This window comes from Chryseobacterium sp. HNCC26DJ240, assembly GCF_057180485.1.
This window is the reverse complement of record NZ_JBXUGK010000005.1, coordinates 214,178-235,032: the sequence shown is the minus strand read 5'-3', so window position 1 is coordinate 235,032 and position 20,855 is coordinate 214,178. Positions and strand designations below refer to the sequence as shown.

The 20,855-nt window shown below is 35.2% G+C and carries 19 protein-coding genes; 15 read left to right on the top strand and 4 right to left on the bottom strand.

Features of this window, described 5'->3' with window-relative positions; translation table 11 throughout:
- Positions 1-136 precede the first annotated feature (136 nt).
- Together AC2A1G_RS11685 and AC2A1G_RS11680 are read left to right on the top strand one after the other, a co-directional pair.
- A complete protein-coding gene (locus AC2A1G_RS11685) occupies positions 137-1,864 on the top strand; it encodes an ABC transporter ATP-binding protein (RefSeq protein ID WP_484047248.1) in 1,728 nt (575 codons plus the stop codon).
- Between the two features lie 148 nt (positions 1,865-2,012).
- The gene (locus AC2A1G_RS11680) at positions 2,013-2,966 is read left to right on the top strand and encodes a helix-turn-helix transcriptional regulator (RefSeq protein WP_484047093.1); all 954 of its coding nucleotides are present in this window, start codon (positions 2,013-2,015) and stop codon (positions 2,964-2,966) included.
- A 396-nt stretch (positions 2,967-3,362) separates the two neighbouring features.
- Here the strand turns inward: AC2A1G_RS11680 and AC2A1G_RS11675 are convergent, their stop codons facing one another.
- Complete coding sequence (locus AC2A1G_RS11675) at positions 3,363-3,854, bottom strand: DinB family protein (protein ID WP_484047092.1); 492 nt, start codon at positions 3,852-3,854, stop codon at positions 3,363-3,365.
- Between the two features lie 751 nt (positions 3,855-4,605).
- On the opposite strand from AC2A1G_RS11675, the gene AC2A1G_RS11670 reads away from it, so the two are divergent.
- From AC2A1G_RS11670 to AC2A1G_RS11650, 5 genes are all read left to right on the top strand, one after another.
- The gene (locus tag AC2A1G_RS11670; protein ID WP_484047091.1) at positions 4,606-5,175 is read left to right on the top strand and encodes a cob(I)yrinic acid a,c-diamide adenosyltransferase; all 570 of its coding nucleotides are present in this window, start codon (positions 4,606-4,608) and stop codon (positions 5,173-5,175) included.
- On the top strand, positions 5,165-6,073 hold the full coding sequence (locus AC2A1G_RS11665) for a hypothetical protein (RefSeq protein WP_484047090.1): 909 nt from the start codon (positions 5,165-5,167) through the stop codon (positions 6,071-6,073). Before AC2A1G_RS11670 ends, AC2A1G_RS11665 begins: the two co-directional genes overlap by 11 nt.
- Positions 6,074-6,079: 6 nt before the next feature.
- Positions 6,080-6,736: a thiamine diphosphokinase gene (locus AC2A1G_RS11660; protein ID WP_484047089.1), complete on the top strand. Its 657-nt coding sequence runs from the start codon at positions 6,080-6,082 to the stop codon at positions 6,734-6,736.
- A gap of 147 nt (positions 6,737-6,883) precedes the next feature.
- Positions 6,884-8,275 (top strand): type III PLP-dependent enzyme domain-containing protein, encoded by a 1,392-nt coding sequence (locus AC2A1G_RS11655; RefSeq protein ID WP_484047088.1) that lies wholly within the window; start codon positions 6,884-6,886, stop codon positions 8,273-8,275.
- Positions 8,276-8,478: 203 nt separating this feature from the next.
- Positions 8,479-9,039: a hypothetical protein gene (locus tag AC2A1G_RS11650; RefSeq protein WP_484047087.1), complete on the top strand. Its 561-nt coding sequence runs from the start codon at positions 8,479-8,481 to the stop codon at positions 9,037-9,039.
- A 56-nt stretch (positions 9,040-9,095) separates the two neighbouring features.
- Here the strand turns inward: AC2A1G_RS11650 and AC2A1G_RS11645 are convergent, their stop codons facing one another.
- On the bottom strand, positions 9,096-9,755 hold the full coding sequence (locus AC2A1G_RS11645) for an HAD family hydrolase (RefSeq protein ID WP_484047247.1): 660 nt from the start codon (positions 9,753-9,755) through the stop codon (positions 9,096-9,098).
- Positions 9,756-9,885: 130 nt separating this feature from the next.
- Between AC2A1G_RS11645 and AC2A1G_RS11640 the strand changes: the two genes are divergently transcribed.
- Positions 9,886-10,746, top strand: a complete 861-nt coding sequence (locus AC2A1G_RS11640) for a bifunctional helix-turn-helix domain-containing protein/methylated-DNA--[protein]-cysteine S-methyltransferase (RefSeq protein ID WP_484047086.1) — start codon at positions 9,886-9,888, stop codon at positions 10,744-10,746.
- Positions 10,747-10,849: 103 nt separating this feature from the next.
- On the top strand, positions 10,850-11,461 hold the full coding sequence (locus AC2A1G_RS11635; protein ID WP_484047085.1) for an alpha-ketoglutarate-dependent dioxygenase AlkB family protein: 612 nt from the start codon (positions 10,850-10,852) through the stop codon (positions 11,459-11,461).
- Between the two features lie 69 nt (positions 11,462-11,530).
- Here the strand turns inward: AC2A1G_RS11635 and AC2A1G_RS11630 are convergent, their stop codons facing one another.
- Both AC2A1G_RS11630 and AC2A1G_RS11625 read right to left on the bottom strand, forming a co-directional pair.
- The gene (locus AC2A1G_RS11630) at positions 11,531-12,712 is read right to left on the bottom strand and encodes a hypothetical protein (RefSeq protein ID WP_484047084.1); all 1,182 of its coding nucleotides are present in this window, start codon (positions 12,710-12,712) and stop codon (positions 11,531-11,533) included.
- Positions 12,713-12,748: 36 nt separating this feature from the next.
- Positions 12,749-15,319: a TonB-dependent receptor domain-containing protein gene (locus AC2A1G_RS11625; RefSeq protein ID WP_484047083.1), complete on the bottom strand. Its 2,571-nt coding sequence runs from the start codon at positions 15,317-15,319 to the stop codon at positions 12,749-12,751.
- Between the two features lie 186 nt (positions 15,320-15,505).
- Here AC2A1G_RS11625 and AC2A1G_RS11620 point away from each other — a divergent pair, with 186 nt between their 5' ends.
- From AC2A1G_RS11620 to AC2A1G_RS11595, 6 genes are all read left to right on the top strand, one after another.
- On the top strand, positions 15,506-16,189 hold the full coding sequence (locus AC2A1G_RS11620) for a response regulator (RefSeq protein WP_484047082.1): 684 nt from the start codon (positions 15,506-15,508) through the stop codon (positions 16,187-16,189).
- A gap of 42 nt (positions 16,190-16,231) precedes the next feature.
- Complete coding sequence (locus AC2A1G_RS11615; RefSeq protein WP_484047081.1) at positions 16,232-17,263, top strand: sensor histidine kinase; 1,032 nt, start codon at positions 16,232-16,234, stop codon at positions 17,261-17,263.
- A 131-nt stretch (positions 17,264-17,394) separates the two neighbouring features.
- Positions 17,395-17,988 carry an IS1096 element passenger TnpR family protein gene (locus tag AC2A1G_RS11610; protein ID WP_484047080.1) on the top strand — a complete coding sequence of 198 codons (594 nt, stop codon included), beginning with the start codon at positions 17,395-17,397 and terminating at the stop codon, positions 17,986-17,988.
- 297 nt (positions 17,989-18,285) lie between these two features.
- On the top strand, positions 18,286-19,632 hold the full coding sequence (locus AC2A1G_RS11605; RefSeq protein WP_484047079.1) for an alpha-amylase family glycosyl hydrolase: 1,347 nt from the start codon (positions 18,286-18,288) through the stop codon (positions 19,630-19,632).
- Between the two features lie 102 nt (positions 19,633-19,734).
- Positions 19,735-20,328 (top strand): transposase, encoded by a 594-nt coding sequence (locus tag AC2A1G_RS11600; protein ID WP_484047078.1) that lies wholly within the window; start codon positions 19,735-19,737, stop codon positions 20,326-20,328.
- 58 nt (positions 20,329-20,386) lie between these two features.
- Positions 20,387-20,827, top strand: a complete 441-nt coding sequence (locus AC2A1G_RS11595; RefSeq protein ID WP_484047077.1) for a hypothetical protein — start codon at positions 20,387-20,389, stop codon at positions 20,825-20,827.
- The last annotated feature ends 28 nt before the right edge of the window (positions 20,828-20,855 follow it).

Sequence of the window (20,855 nt, the reverse complement as noted above, 5' to 3'; positions counted from 1 at the left end):
TATAAAACGTACCTTTTCTCACAGAAACGGTACGTTTTTCATTTAAAACCAATTCATGGCTAAACCTTTCACACGCGCACTCAGTATTTTTGGGATCTACAGACAGCTGAAACCCTTCATCAAACCTTACCGTCTGATGATTTACGGAACGCTGTTTCTCACTTTTTTGGGAGCAATCACGGCGCAGGTCAATGCGGTTGTTTTGAAATATACTGTTGATAAGGTTGAAAAATTAACCAAGCTTCCCAGTCCGATGTCGGAAGGAATTCATGTGCTTTTGATTATTTCCGCAATACTTTTAGGAAAAGAAATTGCCAATATTTTTATCAGTTTCGGACAGAAATTTTATGGCGAAAAAATCAGGATTAATGTAAGTTCGGTCTTGGCACAGTCAGCGATTGATAAAATTCTAACCTATAAAGTTGCCTATTTCAGTGACGAAAACCACGCTTCAGGAAAATTACAGACCAGAATCGACCGTGGAATTGAAAGTTTAACCAAACTTGTTCAGAACTTTTTCATTGATATTTTGCCGATGTTCTCCAACGCCATTATTGCTTTGGTGATTATGTACATGCAGAATGTGTATGTCGGTTTGGTTTCTACGATTATAGTCCCGATTTATTTTTATGTCACTTCAATGCAGGCGAAGAAATTGGGTGGCGTAAGAAGGCAGCTCCGAAATCAGCGTGAACAGAAAACTTCAGGATTATTAAATTTAATCAATTCCATTTTGGTAATCAAAAGTTTTGTCCGTGAAAAATTTGAAGGTAAGAAACAGTACGATCTCCAGATGCAGCTCATGGAAAGCCAGATGTACACCCGAAAAACCAGCTTTATTTACGAAGGTTTAAAAACATTCATCGAGCAGATTGGGGTGGTTTTGATTATTTTGCTGACGGTTTATCTCGTTTTAAATCAACAGATGACTTTGGGAGCGATTATGCTTCACATCATGTTGTTTAATAACGTTTCGTCGCCGATCAGACAGCTTCACAGAATTTATGATGATATGAATGATGCAATGATTTATGCCGAAGGATATTTTGAAATTTTAAATGCCGACGCAGAGACTGAGCCGAACGGAACTTTTGTCGAAAATAAAATCAAAGGAAATTTTGAACTCAGAAATATCGATTTCACCTATCCCAACGGTACAAAAGCGTTGCACAATGTTTCAATGATCATCGAAAACGGAAAAACCACAGCATTGGTTGGCCTTAGTGGAGCCGGAAAATCCACGATTATCAATCTTTTATGTAAATTTCACCTTCCCGATTCAGGCGAAATTTTGCTTGATAAAGTAGACTTAAACGATTTTGAAAACGCTTATCTCAGAAACGATCTAGGTTTAGTTTTACAGAAAAACCATATTTTTCAGGGAAGTATCGAAGACAACATTCGGTACGGAAATATGAATGCGAGTTTTGAAGAAATTGAAGAAGCCGCCAAAAAAGCCTATCTCCACGAGCAGATTTCAGATCTGCCTGAAAAATACCAGCATGACGCCACCCAGCTTTCGGGCGGACAGCAACAGAGAATTGCGATTGCAAGATTATTCCTCAAAAATCCACCGATTATTTTCCTTGATGAACCAACGGCAAGTCTCGATGCGATTGCGACTGAACAGATTAAAAACTCTTTAGATGCGATCAAAGAAGGAAGAACGGTCGTGATTATTTCACATTCACTTTCCCAGATTTTAGATTCAGATAAGATTTATGTTATGAAAAAAGGCCACGTCGTGGAAAGCGGAACGCATGACGAACTGGTTCAGATGAACGGAACTTACCGTGAGATTTTTGATGCATCTGCGAGGAGTCTCAATCTGGATAAACTGATGAATACGTTTAAAGATAATTGATTAAGGAATTAAGAGCCTGTTTAAAATTTGTTTTTTAATTATTTTTAAACAGGCTCTAAGAATTAAAAATTAAAAATTAATTTTACTAAACCACTAAACCACTAAACCACTAAACCACTAAACCACTAAACTCTCGAACTCACCCTCAATGAACGATCATTACCTCAAAAAACTCGACCGCGTCACTGCAATTCTCACGCAATTACAGTCAAAACCGATTGTAAGAGCACAGGATTTGGCAGAAAAATTTGAAGTGAGCGTGAGAACAATTTACCGTGATGTGAAAACCTTGGAAAACGCCGGAATTCCGATTGTTGGCGAAGCGGGGAGCGGTTATTCTCTGATGGATGGCTACAGACTTCCACCAGTAATGTTTACCAAAGAAGAAGTTTTGAGTTTTATCACTGCCGAAAAACTGATGCAGAAATTCTCGCACGAAAGTTTAGGAAATCATTATCAGACCGCTATGGAAAAAGTGCGTTCGGTTTTAAGAAATTCAGATAAAAACTTAATTCAGAATATTGAAAATCAGATTGGTATTTACAATTACAATCCGAAGAAGGAAGACACGATAAAAAATATTATTCCGACAATCTTAGAAAGTATTGCAGAAAAACAGCAGATTTCAATTGAATATAAAACTGTTGACGACAAAATCTCAACAAGAACCCTCGAAGTGGTAGGTGTATTTTTTGAATTCAGCTACTGGTATATGATTGCGTACTGCACATTGAGAAATGATTTCAGGCAGTTCAGAATCGACCGGATTTTAAGCATTACCAAAACCCAAAATCCTTATCTGCAGGAGTACGGACAAATCAACGACTACCGCCAGAGCCCAAACGGAAATAAAACCATCGTCAGACTTTTGGTAGATAAAAAAATTATCGGTCACCTGAATAATTCCAAGATTTATTACGGATTAACTGAAGAAAAAGAAACCGAAAACGGTACCGAAATGACCTTCGAAACCGAATGGATCGACGAAGGATTCCCACGCTGGCTGATCACATTTTTCGATTACGCCCAGATCATCGAACCCGAATTTTTAAAAACCACGATGAAAGATCTTATCACAAAAATTTCAAAAAACTATAAGTAAAAATCTCTCATAGATTCAACAGATTGTCAAATAGTTATAAATTAAAATCTTTGAATTTCTAAAATTTTGGGGCTCTAATATATGCGCAAAGAAACGAGTAAAATTGAAGTAAATAAATGTTAAAAATTATACGATTTTAAGTTTTTAACCATAATAATAAGTTAGCAGTCGTTTTGTCATTCCGGAGGAATCTAAACTGCTTTATTTGCAGGGTGTTGAGATTCCTGCGGAATGACAAACAAACTGTTGAAGCTAAGTTATTGTCAAATAGGGATAATGATAAAAATAATTGTTAATGCAAAAATCTCTCACAGATTTCACAGATTATCACAGAATTTAATCTGCTGCATCCGAAAAATCCGCAAGAGATTTACAAGATAAAAGGATTAATGATGCCTAAAATCTTTCCCAGAAAAACGGCGGCTCAATTCCCAGCGCTCTCAAATACGTGTAACCTTGCCCACGGTGATGAACTTCATTATCAATAAAATACAAGATATTCTGATACACCGGAAATTCATATTGTCCGAACAAATTGAAAGTCTCTTGGAATCTCTCCTCAGAAATTTTGTGGAAATATTCATTGATAACATCGGTTTCAGAATCCCATTTTGCCAAAAGCTCTTCCTTGGTTTTTGGTTTAAAAGCCTCTTCAGAAAATGCTTCTATTTGCTCATTTACAATTCCTCTCAAAGCCGGCCCGGCGATGCTGATTAACTCTACTGCCAAATTAGCAAAAGGTCTCATTCCGCCCACGGAAAACTCGAATAATTCTTTTTCAGGAAAAGCTTCAATCACCCTTCTGGTAAGGTTTCTGTGCCCTTGCCAGTGCTCAAGAATCTGGTCTGCAGAGATAAACTGTTTTGTTTTTGTTGCTGTAGTTGTCATAACGTATTTGTTTTGTTTGTTAATGTTGATACAAAGGTAAGTCGAGGTTATGACAACAGTTTGTCAGTAGGATTTTTAAGTTTTAAAATAATTTAAATTTCATTAAAATAAAATATATTTCTTCACGTTATTGTGAAGATGTGGATGAATTTACGAAGGTAAAATATGATGTTTAGATAGATAATTTTGAAGGAGGCCAATCTTTTTTAGGTTGGTCTTTTTTAATGGGCAATAAGTGATGAGTAGAATCCCGAACCTCGAATCCCGCATCCCGATTATTTTTTAAGAGCTTAATCCTGCTATCCGCTGTATCTTTTTTGGTGTCGGTCTCCACTTCGTTACTTCCGCCACCAAAAAAGGATGCCGCTCCTATCAGGGCTAGGGGAGTTCGCTTTTTCAGAACAATTGAATTTCATTTTCAAATTTTTGTAAAAAGAACTACTTTAGTCGTGCGAAATGAAATGAGTTGCTAAACTAAGATTTCTCTGAATTTTAATGATCATTTAAATCTGAAAAATCCTAGAGACTGTTTAAAATTATTAAAAACAAAATTTTCGATACATTTTTCTTTTCCCCAACCCTAAAGGGAGGAAAAATGTCTCGAAGATTTCATCAAAATGAACTCCCATGTCATCCTGAGCTTGTCGAAGGAAGGATCAGAAAAATAATTTTGATGAAGTTTAAACAGGCTAATAATATTTAGAATAGTTTTCGCAGTTTTATTATTTTCTAAACTTAAACCTTAACAACAATGAAAATCTACACCAAAACAGGAGATAAAGGCCAAACCGCATTATACGGCGGAACAAGAGTTTCCAAAGCCAGCGCAAGAGTAGACAGCTACGGAAATATCGATGAGCTCAACTCATTCATCGGAATTTCAAAAAGTCACATCACGGATGAGGAAGTTTTAAAACAACTTAAAAAAATTCAATTCGATTTATTTACAGTCGGCTCAGAAGCAGCAACTCCGGTCGACAAACTGATGTTGGCTAATGGAAAATCAAGACTTCCATTAATCATTTCCGACACTGAAATCGAAGAACTCGAGAACTGGATGGACGCATTTGAAGAAAAACTCGAGCCACTTCAATTTTTCATCCTCCCAGGCGGTGGAAAGTCAGCAACGTTTTTACATGCTGCAAGAACGATTTGCAGAAGAGCAGAACGTTCATTAGTTTTCTTAAATGAATCTGAAGAGGTGCGTCCGGAATTGATTAAATATTTAAACAGACTTTCAGATTACTTATTTGTTTTAGCAAGATACATCTCAAAAATCAACAACGAAACCGAAGAATACTGGAACCCGAATGAAAGATAAAGTAATTCTAACAGCACTTTTTGTTCTTTTTTACTCGTCTGTTTTTGCCCAAAATTCTATAGATATTGTTGCCAAGTGGAAAGTAAATGATGTTTTTCCAATTCAGTTTGTTTCAGAAATAACTGATTACAAAAACAAACAAAAGATTTTTACTCAATCAAAATTTGATTCAGAATTTACTGTAAATGAAATTTCCGATACGGAAATAAAAATTACATGGATTTATTCTGCAGCAAAAGTAGATTTAAAGGAAAGTAATTTAGAAAATATAATTACAACAAAAATTCTAAACCAACCTCTAAGATTAAAGCTATCTGAACACGGACAATATCTATCTTTAGAAAACAGTTCAGAAATCAAAGATTCGGTTAATAAAATTATAGATAATGAATTAGCTAAAACTGCTGATGAAGCGAAAAAAGCACTATTAAATATTGCAAAAAGCTTGGTTAAGACTAACGAAGGAGTTGAACTTTTATTGACAAAAAATATTAAGGCCTATCTATTGTTTTTTGGTTATCAATTTAAAGAAAATCAACCTAGTACAAATGATTTGGAAATGGAAAATCCTTTTGGAGGCAAAAATTTTTCTGCAAAAGAAACATTAGTGATGACAGACGTGAAAGAAGATCTAAAAACTTGTGTCGTGAAAACCAACAGAAACGGCAACGGGGATCAGCTTAAAATTTCGGTGATAGAAGCCTTAAAAAAGGCTAGCAGCAAAAATGCTAAAGAAATAGATGACCAACTTCGTGACTTAAAGTTAGAATTTTCTGAAAATACAGAGTATTTAATGGATTACGATATGGGAATTGTAAAACAGGGCTTTTTTAAAAGAACAATTAATTTTGGCTTTTATAATAGAGTTCAAATTGTAAAATTCAAATTAATCAAATAAATCCGTATGAAAGATAAAGCACTTCTTTTCATTAACGGAGACGCTCCAAAATCGCTTCCTGATTTGGATATTTACACCTTGATTGCCTGCACCGACGGCGCTTTTCATTATTTAAAAACATTAAATTTTCCATTAGAAAAACTTGATTTTATCTCCGGAGATTTCGATTCTCATGTTTGGGAAGAGGAAGTTCTCCGGCAGGCTGAGCTTAATAAAATTGAAATTATTCACACGCCGGATCAGGAACGGACCGATTTTTACAAAGCTTTAGAAATCATTTTGGAAAGAGGTTTTAAAAATGTAGATGTTTATGGCGGAAGTGGTGGAGAGCAGGATCATTTTCTTGGAAATTTAACGGTAGCTTTCGGCTTTAAAGAAAAATTAAACATCAGATTTTATGATGATTTTTCTGAATACTATTTCATTCCGCAAAAATTTGAATTGAAAGGTGTTAAAAATAAAATCATTTCGCTGTATCCTTTTCCATCAGTAGAAAATTTAAAATCAAAAGGTTTACAATGGAATATAAATGGAATTGACGCTGAAATGACAAGCACCATGCTGACCAGAAATTTTGCCGAAGAAGATGATGTTTTCATCGAATACGATAAAGGGAATCTTCTGATTTTTGTTGCAAAGAATAAGCGTGGTTTTCAAAAATAATGAATGTTTAAGGTCTTATTTTTATCTAAATAACAAAGATTTAAACGGAATGTTAAGACTTTAGCAGAAATAGAAAATTATAAGAAATTAACATCCGAAAATCAATCTTTTTTAGCAATTTTGCATTCTTAATTCACTTGCTAGAAAATGAAAATAAAGTACTCGGAACTTATTGATCAGACATTGTACTTCCCAACCGAAGAATTCAATGTTTCTGAGAACAATTTGTCTTTTCACGATATTCCTCTGATGGAAGTTGTTGAGAAGTTTGGAACGCCTCTTAAGGTAAGTTACCTCCCGAAGATTTCTCAGAATATACAGAAAGCAAAAGGCTGGTTTAAAGAAGCTTTTGAGAAAATCGACTACAAAAAAAACTACAGATACTGCTACTGCACAAAATCGAGTCACTTCAAATTCGTCATCGAAGAAGCCCTGAAAAACGATATTTCCATCGAAACTTCTTCAGCTTACGATATGGATATTGTGAAATCTCTTTACAACGAAGGTAAAGTGGATAAAAATATCGAAGTAATCTGCAACGGCTTTAAAACCGATGATTATCTCGCGAAAATTTCAGATATGATCAACAGCGGTTTTGAAAATATTACGCCAATTCTGGACAATTACCGCGAACTGGACAAGCTTACAGAAAGCATCGACACTACTTTCGATATCGGAATCAGAATTGCATCCGAGGAGGAACCAAAATTTGAATTCTATACCTCAAGACTGGGGATCGGATACAAAGATATTATCCCTTATTACAGTCAGAAAATTGCTGAACACCCGAATGCAAGACTGAAAATGCTTCACTTCTTCATTAATACCGGAATTAAAGATACTGCGTACTACTGGAACGAATTATACAAATGTCTTCGTGTTTATGCACGTCTGAAGAAAATTGCTCCCGAAGTGAATTCGTTGAACATCGGTGGTGGTTTCCCAATCAAAACATCTTTACAGTTCGATTACGATTACCAGTACATGGTCGAGGAAATTGCATCGCAGATCAAAAAATTCTGTGAAGAAGAGGGTGTGGAAGAACCGAATATTTATACCGAATTCGGAAGTTTCACTGTAGGAGAAAGCGGAGCGAATATTTATAAAATTATCTCTCAGAAACGCCAGAACGACAGAGAAAAATGGAATATGATTGATTCTTCTTTCATGACCACACTTCCCGATACATGGGCGATATCAAGACACTTTATCATGCTTCCGCTCAACCGTTGGGATGATACTTACGAAAGAGTTTTCTTAGGTGGTCTGACTTGTGATTCTGACGATTACTATAATTCTGAACAGCATACCAACGCTATTTATTTACCGGTTTTCAGCGATACAAAACCTCTGTACATCGGCTTTTTCCACACAGGCGCTTATCAGGAAACAATTGGCGGTTACGGCGGTGTTCACCACTGTCTGATGCCTCAGCCAAGACATATTTTGATTCAGAAAGATGAAAACGGTGAGTTTCAGTATGAAATTTTCAGGGAAAGACAGGGACCTGAGGATATTTTGAAGATATTGGGATACTAAATTGTTGCAAGTAAAGCAACGACTTGGAATATAATTCAATAGGAACGGGCTTTAGCCCATTTTCATTAAGGTGAAATCATTCGGCTTTAGCCAAAACTAATAAAAGCTTTCAATATTTGGAAGCTTTTTTCGTTTGAAAAAATCACAAAATGATTACACATCAGTCATTTTTAATTTATAAACATTTTTATATTTGATAAAAAATGAAATTGAGAAAAACTTTAGCAGTAATCTTCATCATACTTACTTTTATTGCAGGATATGTATACATAGGTTTGATATCATTTTATGGAATGCGATCTTACTACGGATATGAGGGATATTGTTCGGAAACAAAGCTTGAAAACTTTGTGGGTATACAAGTTTTTGAAGTTTTTATTATCTGCATCCTGATTTCCTATGTCATCTTTTTGGAATCCTACAAGCGATTTGAAGGATATAAGAGGTTTTACAAAATGGCGTTTGTGCTTTTACCCGTCAATTTGATCTTTTTGGTGTATAAAATCATTGAATATCCTGTAATTTTAGAAACGTCAGGTGGATGGTCTGGTCCGGATCCTGATGATTTTCACATGATGTACAACCCGCTGGCCAAGTTTTTAGCATTTAATTCCTTAATCATCATTTGGATTAATTTTAGATTTCAAAGAAAAACCCAGTCATCAAAAATCCTTTCTAAAATTTTCTTTCTATTGGTAACAATTTCTTTTGTAACCGTTGCAGTTTTCTTTCTTACTGCAGAATTTAAGGATTGCAGAGGATAAAAGATTGATATTTCCTTTAAATAAAAATGTCTCCCAATTTTGAGAGCCCTATATATTTAAAAGAATTTTGAAATCTTACCAACTTCCAGTTCAGCATAATCCGAAACAATAATATTTGCCAAACTGTAATCCTGATTGTGCGTATGAAAACTTTTGTAAGCTGCGCAGAAAATTCCTGCTCTGTGAGCGGCCAGAATTCCGTTGGTAGAATCTTCAATCACCATGCAGTTTTCGATAGGCTGACCCGCCATTTCTGCTGCCTTCAAAAAGATTTCAGGATGAGGTTTTGATTCCTTTAAGTCGGCTCCGCTTATTTTTCCGCTGAAATATTTTTCAAGTCCGAATTTTTCAAAAACCATGTTGATTGTGGTCATTGTTGCTGAAGATGCCAAAATTAATGTAATTCCGTGGTTGTAATAATGTTCAATCAACTTTCGTACTCCGGTAATCAGATCAAATTCCTCATCATTGTAAAAATAATCCTTAAAATAATCCCGCTTGATAACCGACATTTCCTCGTGAGTTCCCGACAGATCAAAATGATTAATAATGGTCTCAAAAACTCTTTTGGTGGAAGCACCTGTAAAAGAGGTGTATAATTCTTCTGAAACAGCAACTTCAAGCTGATCGAAGGTTTTAAAATAGGCTTTTCTGTGCAGCGGTTCTGTGTCTACAATCACGCCATCCATATCGAACAGCACAGCTTTTAATGACATATTTTCTGTTTTTGCAAAGGTAGGGATTTTTAAAGATTTGAAATTGGATGTTTGAGATTTGAAATTCCACATGAAACGGATTTTTTCTTCGGATTTTTCTTCTGAAATTTGTTTTAAATAAAAAAAAAGCATGTCGGCTCAGCAAATTTTAGACTATCAGAGAATTGCAAAGGCAATAGATTATATTCAGAATCATTTTCAGCTTCAGCCAAATCTGGATGAGGTGGCTGAATTTGTGGGTTTGAGTCCGACACACTTTCAGAAAATGTTTACGGATTGGGCAGGGACGAGTCCGAAGAAATTTTTGCAGTTCATCAGTTTAAATCATGCTAAAAATCTTTTAAAAGAAGAAAAAATAAATCTTTTTGATACGACTTTGGAAACAGGTTTGTCCAGCACGAGCCGGCTACACGATTTGTTTGTTAAAATTGAAGGAATGTCGCCAGCAGAATATAAAAATGGCGGAAAGAATTTAAAAATTAACTATAGTTTCTCAGAAAGTCTTTTTGGAAATTTAATATCGGCTTCCACAGAGAAAGGTGTTTGTTATATCGCTTTTGATGATGATAAAATGAAAGCTCTTTCGGATTTAAAAATGAGATTTCCTAACGCAGAATTTTCAGAAAAAAAAGATGATTTGCAGAAAAATGCTTTGTCTATTTTTAATGAAGACTGGGAAAATTTAAATCAAATTAAACTTCATTTAAAAGGAACTGATTTTCAGTTGAAAGTCTGGGAAAGTCTGCTTAAAATTCCAATGGGGAAATTATGTACCTACGGAAATCTGGCTCACGATGTTGGAAATCCCAAAGCGTCAAGAGCGGTTGGAACAGCTATTGGAAGTAATCCTGTGGCGTTTTTAATTCCCTGTCACCGTGTAATACAGTCGAGTGGTAAAATTGGCGGTTACATGTGGGGAAGCGACCGAAAGCAGCTGATAATCGGGTGGGAGAGTGCGAAGATTTTTACGGATCATCATATTTTGAAATAAATAATTCTCTCTCTCAGATCTCTCAGATCTCACAGATTTACACGGATTTTGTGATCGTGTGTGATAAATTCGATGCAAGTAATAATTAATTTAAAGTTTTTAAATGCTTAAACTCTTCGACGAAAATTCAGAATTTCCAATCAATATTCTTCCGCATGACGGAGTTACAGAATATTACGGTAAAATCTTTTCGCAAGATGAATGCTTGAAATATTACGAATATTTATTAAACCAAATTCCGTGGGAAAATGATGAAGCAGTTATTTTTGGGAAATTGATTTTAACGAAAAGAAAAGTGGCTTGGTTTGGAGAAAAAGAATTTGAATATACTTACTCAAAACGGACAAAATACGCCAAAATCTGGACGCCTGAATTATTGGAATTAAAACAAAAGTGCGAGGAAGTTTCAGGCGAAACCTACAACTCCTGCTTACTGAATTTATACCACAACGGCAGCGAGGGAATGGCCTATCATAGCGACGGAGAGAAAGATTTGAAAAAACACGGTGCTATCGCATCATTAAGTTTTGGTGCCGAAAGAAAGTTTTTATTTAAACATAAAACCACCAAAGAAACAGTTGATATTTTTCTGGAAAACGGAAGTTTGTTGGTCATGAAAGGAACTACTCAGGAAAACTGGCTGCACCGTCTTCCGCCAACAACTAAAGTGAAAACGCCGAGAATAAATTTAACTTTCAGAACCATCGAAGAATAAAAAAAGAAACCACCTCAGAAAAAATTCTGAGGTGGTTTTCTCAATTGATATGAAGAAACTAATTATTTCTTATAAACCAGCCCATCCTGTAGCCCAAGTTGGTGTAGCTGTACCGTTTCCAGCACCTGTAGCAGTAGTACTTTTTGTATAAGTGTTTGCCTGAATAGCAACTGTTGGTGCAGTAAGTGGTCCTGATCCGTCTGGATCGTTTCCTTTTCCTGAAGCTTCAGTGGTAACAGTTTCAAATCTAATATTAGTAATTCTGTTTTGACCGTTGAACCAAGCTAATGAGGCATCGTTTTCGATGTTTATTCCTGTAGTCCAGTTAGATAATACAATGTTATCGAAAGTACCTCTGGTACCTACTCTCAATTTCAAACCATCTGCTTCACCAGTTGTTCCACCAATGAAAGTAGCATTTTTGATTGTAGGGTTTGAGTAAGGGCTTGCATCGTTGTTGTTTGAGTTGTTATCAGCTTCGATACCTCTGTTTCCAACACCGTTTGCTCTTCTTTTTGTGTACACGTTTGTAGCAGTTCCGTTCCAACCTTCTGTCCAGTCAAATGCATCATCTTCGTTTCCGAATGATACAATATTAGAAACATTTACAGTTCCACCGAAGAATTCGATACCGTCATCAGAACCGTTGATTAAAGATACATTGTCGATTGTAGTTCCGTTACCAACTGCGAAAAGTGAAAGTCCGTTGAATTCTTTATCAGCCTGATAGATTGCACCTGCATACTCGATTCTTACAAATCTTAATGTACCAGAATTGTCATTGGCAACCGCACCACCGTAAGTAGCGTTTCCTACTTCAGCAGTTGCAGAAGTTCCTTTGTTGATAGGAGCTTTACCACAGATTACCAAACCTCCCCAACTTCCTGGCTGACCAGCCGGTGAAGTCATTACGATAGGCTGAGAAGCAGTACCGTTTGCGAAGATTTTACCATCCTGTTCAACTGTGATATAAGCAGAAGTACCTCCTGTAGCTTCGATTCTTGTTCCTGCAGGAATTACCAAAGTACCACCAGCTTTTACAGCTACAGCTCCTGTTAATTTATAAGTTACTGAAGGATTTAAAGTTACTGTTTCACCAGATTTTACTTCACCTTTGAAGTTGTTTGGATCTGAAGCAATACCTGTAGATACTACTTCTTCGTCGTCATTATCACTACAAGAGTGGAATACTACAGCAGTTGTAGACATTACGAATACCGCAGCTAATAATTTTAAAGTGTTCTTTTTCATTTTACAATATTTTAAATTTTTATTTTTTTAGATTAATTAAAACTCATAAGAAACGCTGGCTCCTACACCTGCCCCTCTTTTGTATTTTCTTGAGGTAAGTTCAGTTCCTGCATTATCCTGAATTCTTGTGAAGTAAGGATTGATAAGATTTCTTCCTGTGAATGAGAAACCAATTCCGCTTCCTAATTTGAATTTCAAAGTTGCGTCTAATGTGCTGAATGCTTTATCTACCATGTTTCCTCTACTTTGGAATCCGATAGCATAGATATTATCAGAAATGTAAGAGTAAGAAACTACTAAATCCATAGTGTTTTTGTTGCCCCATTTCTTTTCAAAACCAACGTTTACGTTTGCCAGGAATTCTGATGCTCCCTGCATTTTGTCTTCATCAATCAGGAAATCTGTTGTAAAGTTTGATTTGTTAGCACCAGCATTTTCTTTTGTTACTTTACCTTCATCAAGCTCCTGTTGCGTGTTCAAGTAAGTACCGTTCATGAAAGTGTAAATTCTTCCATTTCCAAAGTTATACAGGTCTTTTCTGAATTCAGCTTCAATACCTAAAACTCTTCCTGTATCACCCACGTTTACTACTGAAGTTAAGTTTGCAGACGAATTAATTGTAATTCTTGAAAGAGGGTTTTGGATGTATTTTCCGAAAGCTGTTACTGAAATCAACTCATTTTTCTTAGGAAACCATTCCCATTTCAAATCTACGTTGTAGTTGTCTGAAGGGTAGTTAGATATGTTACCGATTGTACTTTCTTCAACTTCCTCATATTGATAAGGTGCTGTTTCAAGTAAAAGTGGAGTTGTATATGTTTTTGAACCTGCTAATCTTAAATTATGCTGATCATTTACACTGTATTTGATATTGAAAGCCGGTAAAATTTTATTGTAATCTCTATTTGCTTTACCTTCCTGAATTGCAGTATTGAACTTCAGTTTCTGCATTAGGTTTTCATATCTCACACCAGCTTGTGCAGTTAATTTTTCGCTGAACTTATAATCTACATTTACATAACCTGCATTGTTGGTCATTTCAGAGGTAAATGTTTGAGGAATTAAAGCCTGATCAGGGCTGTATTTTACATCTCCTCTAAAGGTTACGATGTCGAAGAAAGCACCTGTCTGATAATTTCCTAAGTTGAAGAAAGAATCGTAATTTTTAGGATCTACATAATAAGTTCCCTGTAAAGGAAGAATTCTGAAGTTATACTGCGTTGCTTTGAAATCAGAATCTTTATATCTTCCGCTATATCCTAAAGTAATTTTAGCTTTCTCACCAACTTTATAGTCTGCATGGATATCAGCTACGAAATCATTTTCTAATAACTGATCATAATATCTGTTATTTGCTCCAGGGTTAGAACTTGCGAAGAAACTGTAGTTTTGCTGCTTGTCAAAAACAGTTACATTCTGCTGTCTGTCTGGTCTTCTGCTGTCTAATCTGTTGTAGCCTAAATTCCAGCTGATTTTTAAAGGTTCAGATAAAGTATGCTCACCTCTCAATTGGTTCACCAATAAATCATTGGTTTTGTATGTAGCTCTTCTTTGCTGAGTAACAAATCTTTCCATTGAAGGGTCATTATCGTAATAATCTCTGTTGTAACCTTCGTAGTTTCCAAGCTTCTGCTCAGTAGTGTGAATATAATTTGAACTTAAATTGATGTTGTGATTAGGATTAATCTTATAATTTACATTCAACAAACCGGTTGTGTTGGTTGTATATTTAAATTCTTCAGCTACGTTATAAACTCTTAAAGCATTGTTCTGTCCGTCAAAAGCACCACCTGTAGTTCCATTGAAATATTCATAGCTGTTATCAAAACCTCCGTATCCAAAAATGCTAAGTTTTCCCTGATCTCCAATTTTGAAGTTGGTTCCGAAATCAAAGCTTAAGTTTGAATTGATAGGATTATTAATTTCCTGATCTCTCCATGAAGTCTGAAATACATATCCTCTGTTGATGATTGCATTTTTAGAAGGTTGTTCTAGTTTTGCAAAACCAAAATAGCTTGGCCCGTCCTGAAGGAAATAATTGTTTTTCTGAACAGCGTTGAAGTTGACAGATGATCCTAAGTTAACTTTAAAATATGGCTTTCCTGTGTAAACTTTAGTTACAATGTCTACGTTGGCACCAGACATATCTCCCCAAAGTTTAGGGTTATAAACTTTTTCCAAACCAATAAAATCGATCATATCAGTTTTGATGATACTCAAATCGATGTTTTTGTATAAAGGATCATTTGATGGAACCGGAAGTCCGTTAATCGTTGTAGAGTTGTTTCTGTCACCAAGACCTCTGATGAAAATCTGGCCGCTGCCTTCCTGCTTCTGAGAACCTGTAGCTTTAGTTACTGCAACAGAAACGTCACCCACACCTTGTTTCTCAAGCTGTACAGATCCTACGCGCTCGATTACTTCTACTGATTTTTTTTGCAGACTGATAATGTTTGATTCTGCACCTTTTTTTGTAGTTCCCTGGATAACAACACCATCAATTTTCTTTTCAGATTTTACGGTGTCAGATTTTGCTTCCTGGGCGTACATTACAGCTCCTGTTGATGTTAAAAACAAAACTGCAATACTGATTTTTCTAAAGTTCATTTCTTTTTTACTAATTTCTTCGGTGCAAAGGAACTAAACATTTATGCCTGCTTTGGTTTAGTTAAATTTAAATTTTCTTTAACGAAATGTTACCAATCGATATTTATTGTTAACTTTATGTGAACGATTACCCTAACATTAACGTGTGATTTAAAAATGATTAACTTTGACCAGCAAAATTCTAAAATGAACTCAAAAAAGATCCTCTTAATTGACGATGAAATGGATATCCTGGAGATACTTTCTTATAATTTAGAAAAAGAAGGTTATGATATCTACACCGCCACAAACGGCAACGAAGGCATTGATAAAGCCAAGGAAATTCTTCCAGATCTTATTCTTCTTGATGTAATGATGCCGGAAAAAGACGGTATCGAAACATGTCAGGAACTGCGTAAGATTAAAGAACTTCAAAAAACGCTTATCGTATTTTTATCAGCTAGAAGCGAAGAATTCTCTCAACTTGCAGGTTTTCAGGCAGGTGCAAACGATTATATCGTGAAGCTTATCAAACCGAAAATTTTGATTTCTAAAGTAAATGCATTGCTGCAGTTGACTTCTCAGGTTTCTGATACTTCAAAACAAATTGAAATAGGAGATCTTATTATAGATAAAGACAACTTCAGAGTTTCTAAAAGCGGACAGCAGTTTCTCTTACCGAAAAAAGAATTTGATCTTCTTTATCTATTAGCTTCAAATACCGAAAAGGTTTTCAAAAGAGAAGAGATTCTTGAGAAAGTTTGGGGTAATGACGTCATTGTGGGCGAAAGAACCATCGACGTACACATCAGAAGGCTTAGAGAAAAATTAGGAATCAATACGATTCAGACTTTGAAAGGAATTGGTTATAAACTGATAGTTCAAGGTTAAATTCATTACCTTTAATTTCTAAACAATTAAAAATTTGTAAAATTGAAGTTTTACAGACTTACACTCGTCTCTTCACTTCTCATCACTTTGGTGATGTTTATTCTGGTTGTTGTATTTGATTCTGTGAAAGATATCTACGCCGATTCCTCGGTTTTCAACATTGGAATTGCGGTTAGTATCATCATCATGTTTCTCATTAATTATACCGTTTTGGAATTGCTTTTTAATTCCTACGCCAAAAAACAGATCAGGAATATTTCTAAAATTCTTCCTGATGAAATGGTGTACGACGATCAGGACAATCTTACGCTGAAAGAATTAGGTGAAAGGTTTTCAGATTTAAATCAAAGAAAAGTAACTGAAATTGATTTAATGAAAGAAATGGAGAGCTACAGAAAAGATTATATCGGAAACGTATCTCATGAGCTGAAAACACCTTTGTTTTCTATTCAGGGATATGTAGAAACTTTGCTGGATGGTGGAGTTGAAAATCTGGCAATTCGGGATAAATATTTAGAGAGGATTGATCAGTCGGTAGAAAGACTTATTGCCATTGTAAAAGATCTCGATATGATCAACAGGCTTGAGGCAGGAGAAATCAACCTTTCAGTTTCAAGATTTGATATCAATCTTTTAATTAAAGAAATTTTCGACCTTTTGGATCTTGAAGCCGAAAAGCACAACACAACGCTTCAAATCCAGACTCCGCAGACTCAGATTTTTGTGGATGCCGATAAGCAGAAGATCTCACAGGTTTTTATCAATTTAATTTCAAATGCCATTCATTACGCCAACCGTCAGGAAGCAAAAGTAATTGTAAAAACGAGTATGGTCAAAAATAAAGTACTCGTAGAAGTGATCGACAACGGAATGGGTATAAAAGCCGAACTTCTTCCCCGTATTTTCGAAAGATTTTACCGCGTAGAAACCAGTCGCAGCAGAAGACAGGGCGGTTCCGGGCTCGGCTTGGCAATCGTAAAACACATACTTGAAGCTCATAACGAAAACATTACCGTAGAAAGTGTTTACCTTGAAGGCACAAAATTCAGTTTTATGCTTGAAAAAGGGAAGTAACGCGGTGCAAAATGTAAGAAAAAAAAATCTTTTAAAAAATTCTGAAAAATTTTTTTGTCCACTTTCATTTATTTTATATTTGCAACAGAAATAGATTAAGTAGTAAAAGAAAAAAAGAAATTCAAGTTGGTATGGTTTACAAGATTCGTGTAATTTTAGATGCAAAAGAAGATGTCTTCAGAGACGTCGAGGTTAAGGGAAAACAAACGCTTTGGAACTTACATTTGGGTATCAAAAGTGCTTTCAATTTGCAGGGTGACGAGCTTTCTGCATTCAATATGCTGGAGAGCGACGGTACAGTTGTAAAAAGCGTTCCTTTGGAGGATATGAGTGACGACGGCGATGGCGAGATCATGTCTGATATTTACATCGATGAAGCGTTCGCAGAAATTGGCGATAAAGCTCAGTTTCAATACGGTCTTCTGGATTTGTGGGAGTTTTTCTGCGAGTTGGTAGAGATCAATGAAGAGACAAAAGGCGTTAATTATCCTCTTACTGCATTTAGATTTGGAAATGCACCGCTTAAAGCTCCTGTAAAAAATGCTTTGGCAGGTGGTAAGAAAAAAGCTGCAAAGCCTATCATGGATGATGATTTCGGCTTCGATGATGATTTCGGAAGTGGAAACAATTTTTCTGACGAAGATGACGATAATTTCGATGACGAAGAAGAAGATGACTACAACGATGATGTCTTTGACGAAGATGATCAGGACGACGAAAGATAATATTTTTAAAATACAAAACCTCAGACGAAAGTTTGAGGTTTTTCTTTTGATTAAAAATGCAAATAAATTGTCAAAATAAAAATGCTTTGTGTGCTTTGCTAAGTTTACGGCTTTGTGAGCCTTAAAAACACTTAGAATTTAGAAAATCTTTGTGAGTCTTTGTGTTAAATTTTTCGAGTTACACTAAAACAACTATTAATTTTCTTTCTATTTAAAATGGAAAACATACATTAAATTAAAAAGATAATACCGTTTCTTAAAGAAGCAATTCCTATTTTTGTTGAAATAAGAATAAGGATGAAAAAATATCTTTTATCATTCACGGTTGGTTGCACGTTGCTTTCGTGTGGCTCTCAAAAAATAAATCAGAATATGAATTTACCACAAGACTGGAAACATACCACCAATATTTACGAAGTTAATGTAAGGCAATACACCAAAGAAGGAACTTTCCGAGCTTTTGAAAAAGAAATGCCGCGCTTGAAAAATATGGGCGTAAAAACCCTTTGGTTTATGCCAATAACTCCGATTGCCCAACTTAATAAAAAAGGAAGTCTCGGAAGTCCGTATGCAGCTTCAGATTACATCTCCATCAATCCGGAATTCGGTACGATGGATGATTTTAAACACATGGTGAATGAAGCTCATCGATTAGGTTTTAAAGTAATTATCGACTGGGTTGCCAATCACACAGGCTGGGATCATGTCTGGACAAAATCGCACCCCGAATTTTACTTGAAAGATCCCGACGGAAGTTTCCACAAAGCCTCCGGAATGGATGATATTATCGAACTGGATTTCTCCAATAAGGAAATGCGTCTCGCCATGATCGATGCCATGAAATTCTGGATTAAAGAAACCAATATCGACGGTTTCAGATGCGACTTGGCATCTTGGGTTGAAGTAGATTTCTGGCAGCAGGCAAGACCTGAAGTTGAAAAAATAAAACCTCTGTTTTTCTTGGGAGAATTTGACGAAATTGAAAGTCCGGATTATGGAAAAGTTTTCGACGCAAGTTATTCATGGAAATGGATGCACAAATCTGCTGATTTTTATAAAAATAATGAATCGATTCAGTCTTTAAAAGATCTCTTAATTCAATATTCTCAAATTGGAGATTCGTCGATGAGAGCATGGTTTACGACCAATCACGACGAGAATTCATGGAACGGAACCGAATTTGAAAAATATGGCGACATCACCAAACCAATGGCTATATTTTCTGCAACCTGGAATGGTGTTCCATTGCTTTATTCAGGACAGGAATTGCCAAACATGAAACGGCTTGAGTTCTTCGAAAAAGATGTTATCGAATGGAAAAATGACTATAAAATGGCTGAGTTTTATAAGACTCTATTAAATTTAAAATCATCAAATCCTGCATTGAGAGGAGGAGATTCTGCTGTTTCTACGGTGATTTTGAAAACTTCTGCAGACGATAAAATTTTTGCCTATATCAGAAAAAATGGGAAAGATGAAGTTTTGGTAGTTTTAAATTGGTCAAAAGAAGCTGTGAACTTCACAATCGACGATTCCCAACTTTCCGGTGAGTTTAAAAATGTTTTTGACAGATCGAAAAGAGATTTTACAACAGATAAAAATTTCAGTTTCAAGGTTTCAGACTTTGCTGTTTTTGAAAAATAAGAGATAATTTTAATATATTTGATTTGAAGAGTAAAAACCCCGCCAGCGTTTAAAACGCTGGCGGGGTTACTTTAGAATGTTGAAAATTAAAATTTTGTTGCTATGCTAATTGATTCCATAGAAGAAGGTCATTTCTATCACATTTATAATAGAGGAAATAACGGAGAAAATATTTTCTTTGAAGAAGCCAATTATCATTATTTTCTAAAACTTTTAGCAAAATATATTTATCCGATTGCAGATATTTACTGTTATTGTTTAATGAAAAATCATTTTCATTTATTGGTACAAATAAAAAAAATTGAAGATGTGAAAATTGAAGAGCTTAGTTATACCACTACAGAAAAGCCACTGAGATTGAATGCTTCGAGACAGTTTTCTCATTTGTTCAATGCATATTCTCAGGCTGTTAATAAAAAATATTCCAGAAGCGGAAGCATTTTTGAAAAAACTTTTGAAAGAAAGAGAATTTTAGAAGAAAACTATTTGAGGCAGGTTATTTTATATATCCATAATAATCCTGTTCATCATGAATTTACTGATACTATTGAAGATTACAAATGGAGTTCATACAGAGCAATAATTTCATCATCAGTATCAAAAATTAAAAGAAACGAAGTAGTAGAGTTATTTGATACAGTCGATAATTTTATTTTTTGTCATAATAATCACGATTATATAAATTTGGGATTTTAATATTATATAACATAACCCTCCAGCGTTTGAAACGCTGGCGGGGTTTAATACTCAACCAATGAATAAAGAAGAAATAATAAACATTATAAAAAATAATATATCAAACAAGATTAGTGATTTTGAAATCTTGATTGCCGAAACCCGCGCCTCCAGCAACGATACAAAAAGTTCAATGGGAGATAAATATGAAACGGGAAGAGAAATGTTGCAGCAGGAAATCAACAATCTTCAGTTTCAGCTGAATGAAGTTTTAAAACAACAAAATACAGTCAATTTGTTATCACCAAAAAAATCTGCCAAATCGGAAAAAGGAGCTTTAGTTCAAACGGATAAAGGGATTTTCTATATTTCTGTTTCTTTGGGAAATTTACTTTATAACAAATTTAAAATATTCTGTATCTCCCTAGATTCACCTTTGGCTCATGCTTTAGAAAATAAAACAGTAGGTGAGGAAATTACTCTAAGTAACATAACACAGAAAATTCTTAAAATCTGGTAATTAAAAAACGTCTAAATTAATCTTTAGC

What these genes read in the sequence shown, in the direction of transcription:
- AC2A1G_RS11600 (WP_484047078.1), top strand. Translation starts at nt 19,735, where the DNA reads ATGCTAATTGATTCCATAGAAGAAGGTCATTTCTATCACATTTATAAT.
- AC2A1G_RS11655 (WP_484047088.1), top strand. Translation starts at nt 6,884, where the DNA reads ATGAAAATAAAGTACTCGGAACTTATTGATCAGACATTGTACTTCCCA.
- AC2A1G_RS11675 (WP_484047092.1), bottom strand. Translation starts at nt 3,854, where the DNA reads ATGACAACTACAGCAACAAAAACAAAACAGTTTATCTCTGCAGACCAG.
- AC2A1G_RS11680 (WP_484047093.1), top strand. Translation starts at nt 2,013, where the DNA reads ATGAACGATCATTACCTCAAAAAACTCGACCGCGTCACTGCAATTCTC.
- AC2A1G_RS11665 (WP_484047090.1), top strand. Translation starts at nt 5,165, where the DNA reads ATGAAAGATAAAGTAATTCTAACAGCACTTTTTGTTCTTTTTTACTCG.
- AC2A1G_RS11645 (WP_484047247.1), bottom strand. Translation starts at nt 9,755, where the DNA reads ATGTCATTAAAAGCTGTGCTGTTCGATATGGATGGCGTGATTGTAGAC.
- AC2A1G_RS11595 (WP_484047077.1), top strand. Translation starts at nt 20,387, where the DNA reads ATGAATAAAGAAGAAATAATAAACATTATAAAAAATAATATATCAAAC.
- AC2A1G_RS11640 (WP_484047086.1), top strand. Translation starts at nt 9,886, where the DNA reads ATGTCGGCTCAGCAAATTTTAGACTATCAGAGAATTGCAAAGGCAATA.
- AC2A1G_RS11620 (WP_484047082.1), top strand. Translation starts at nt 15,506, where the DNA reads ATGAACTCAAAAAAGATCCTCTTAATTGACGATGAAATGGATATCCTG.
- AC2A1G_RS11670 (WP_484047091.1), top strand. Translation starts at nt 4,606, where the DNA reads ATGAAAATCTACACCAAAACAGGAGATAAAGGCCAAACCGCATTATAC.
- AC2A1G_RS11610 (WP_484047080.1), top strand. Translation starts at nt 17,395, where the DNA reads ATGGTTTACAAGATTCGTGTAATTTTAGATGCAAAAGAAGATGTCTTC.
- AC2A1G_RS11630 (WP_484047084.1), bottom strand. Translation starts at nt 12,712, where the DNA reads ATGAAAAAGAACACTTTAAAATTATTAGCTGCGGTATTCGTAATGTCT.
- AC2A1G_RS11650 (WP_484047087.1), top strand. Translation starts at nt 8,479, where the DNA reads ATGAAATTGAGAAAAACTTTAGCAGTAATCTTCATCATACTTACTTTT.
- AC2A1G_RS11660 (WP_484047089.1), top strand. Translation starts at nt 6,080, where the DNA reads ATGAAAGATAAAGCACTTCTTTTCATTAACGGAGACGCTCCAAAATCG.
- AC2A1G_RS11635 (WP_484047085.1), top strand. Translation starts at nt 10,850, where the DNA reads ATGCTTAAACTCTTCGACGAAAATTCAGAATTTCCAATCAATATTCTT.
- AC2A1G_RS11625 (WP_484047083.1), bottom strand. Translation starts at nt 15,319, where the DNA reads ATGAACTTTAGAAAAATCAGTATTGCAGTTTTGTTTTTAACATCAACA.
- AC2A1G_RS11605 (WP_484047079.1), top strand. Translation starts at nt 18,286, where the DNA reads ATGAAAAAATATCTTTTATCATTCACGGTTGGTTGCACGTTGCTTTCG.
- AC2A1G_RS11685 (WP_484047248.1), top strand. Translation starts at nt 137, where the DNA reads ATGATTTACGGAACGCTGTTTCTCACTTTTTTGGGAGCAATCACGGCG.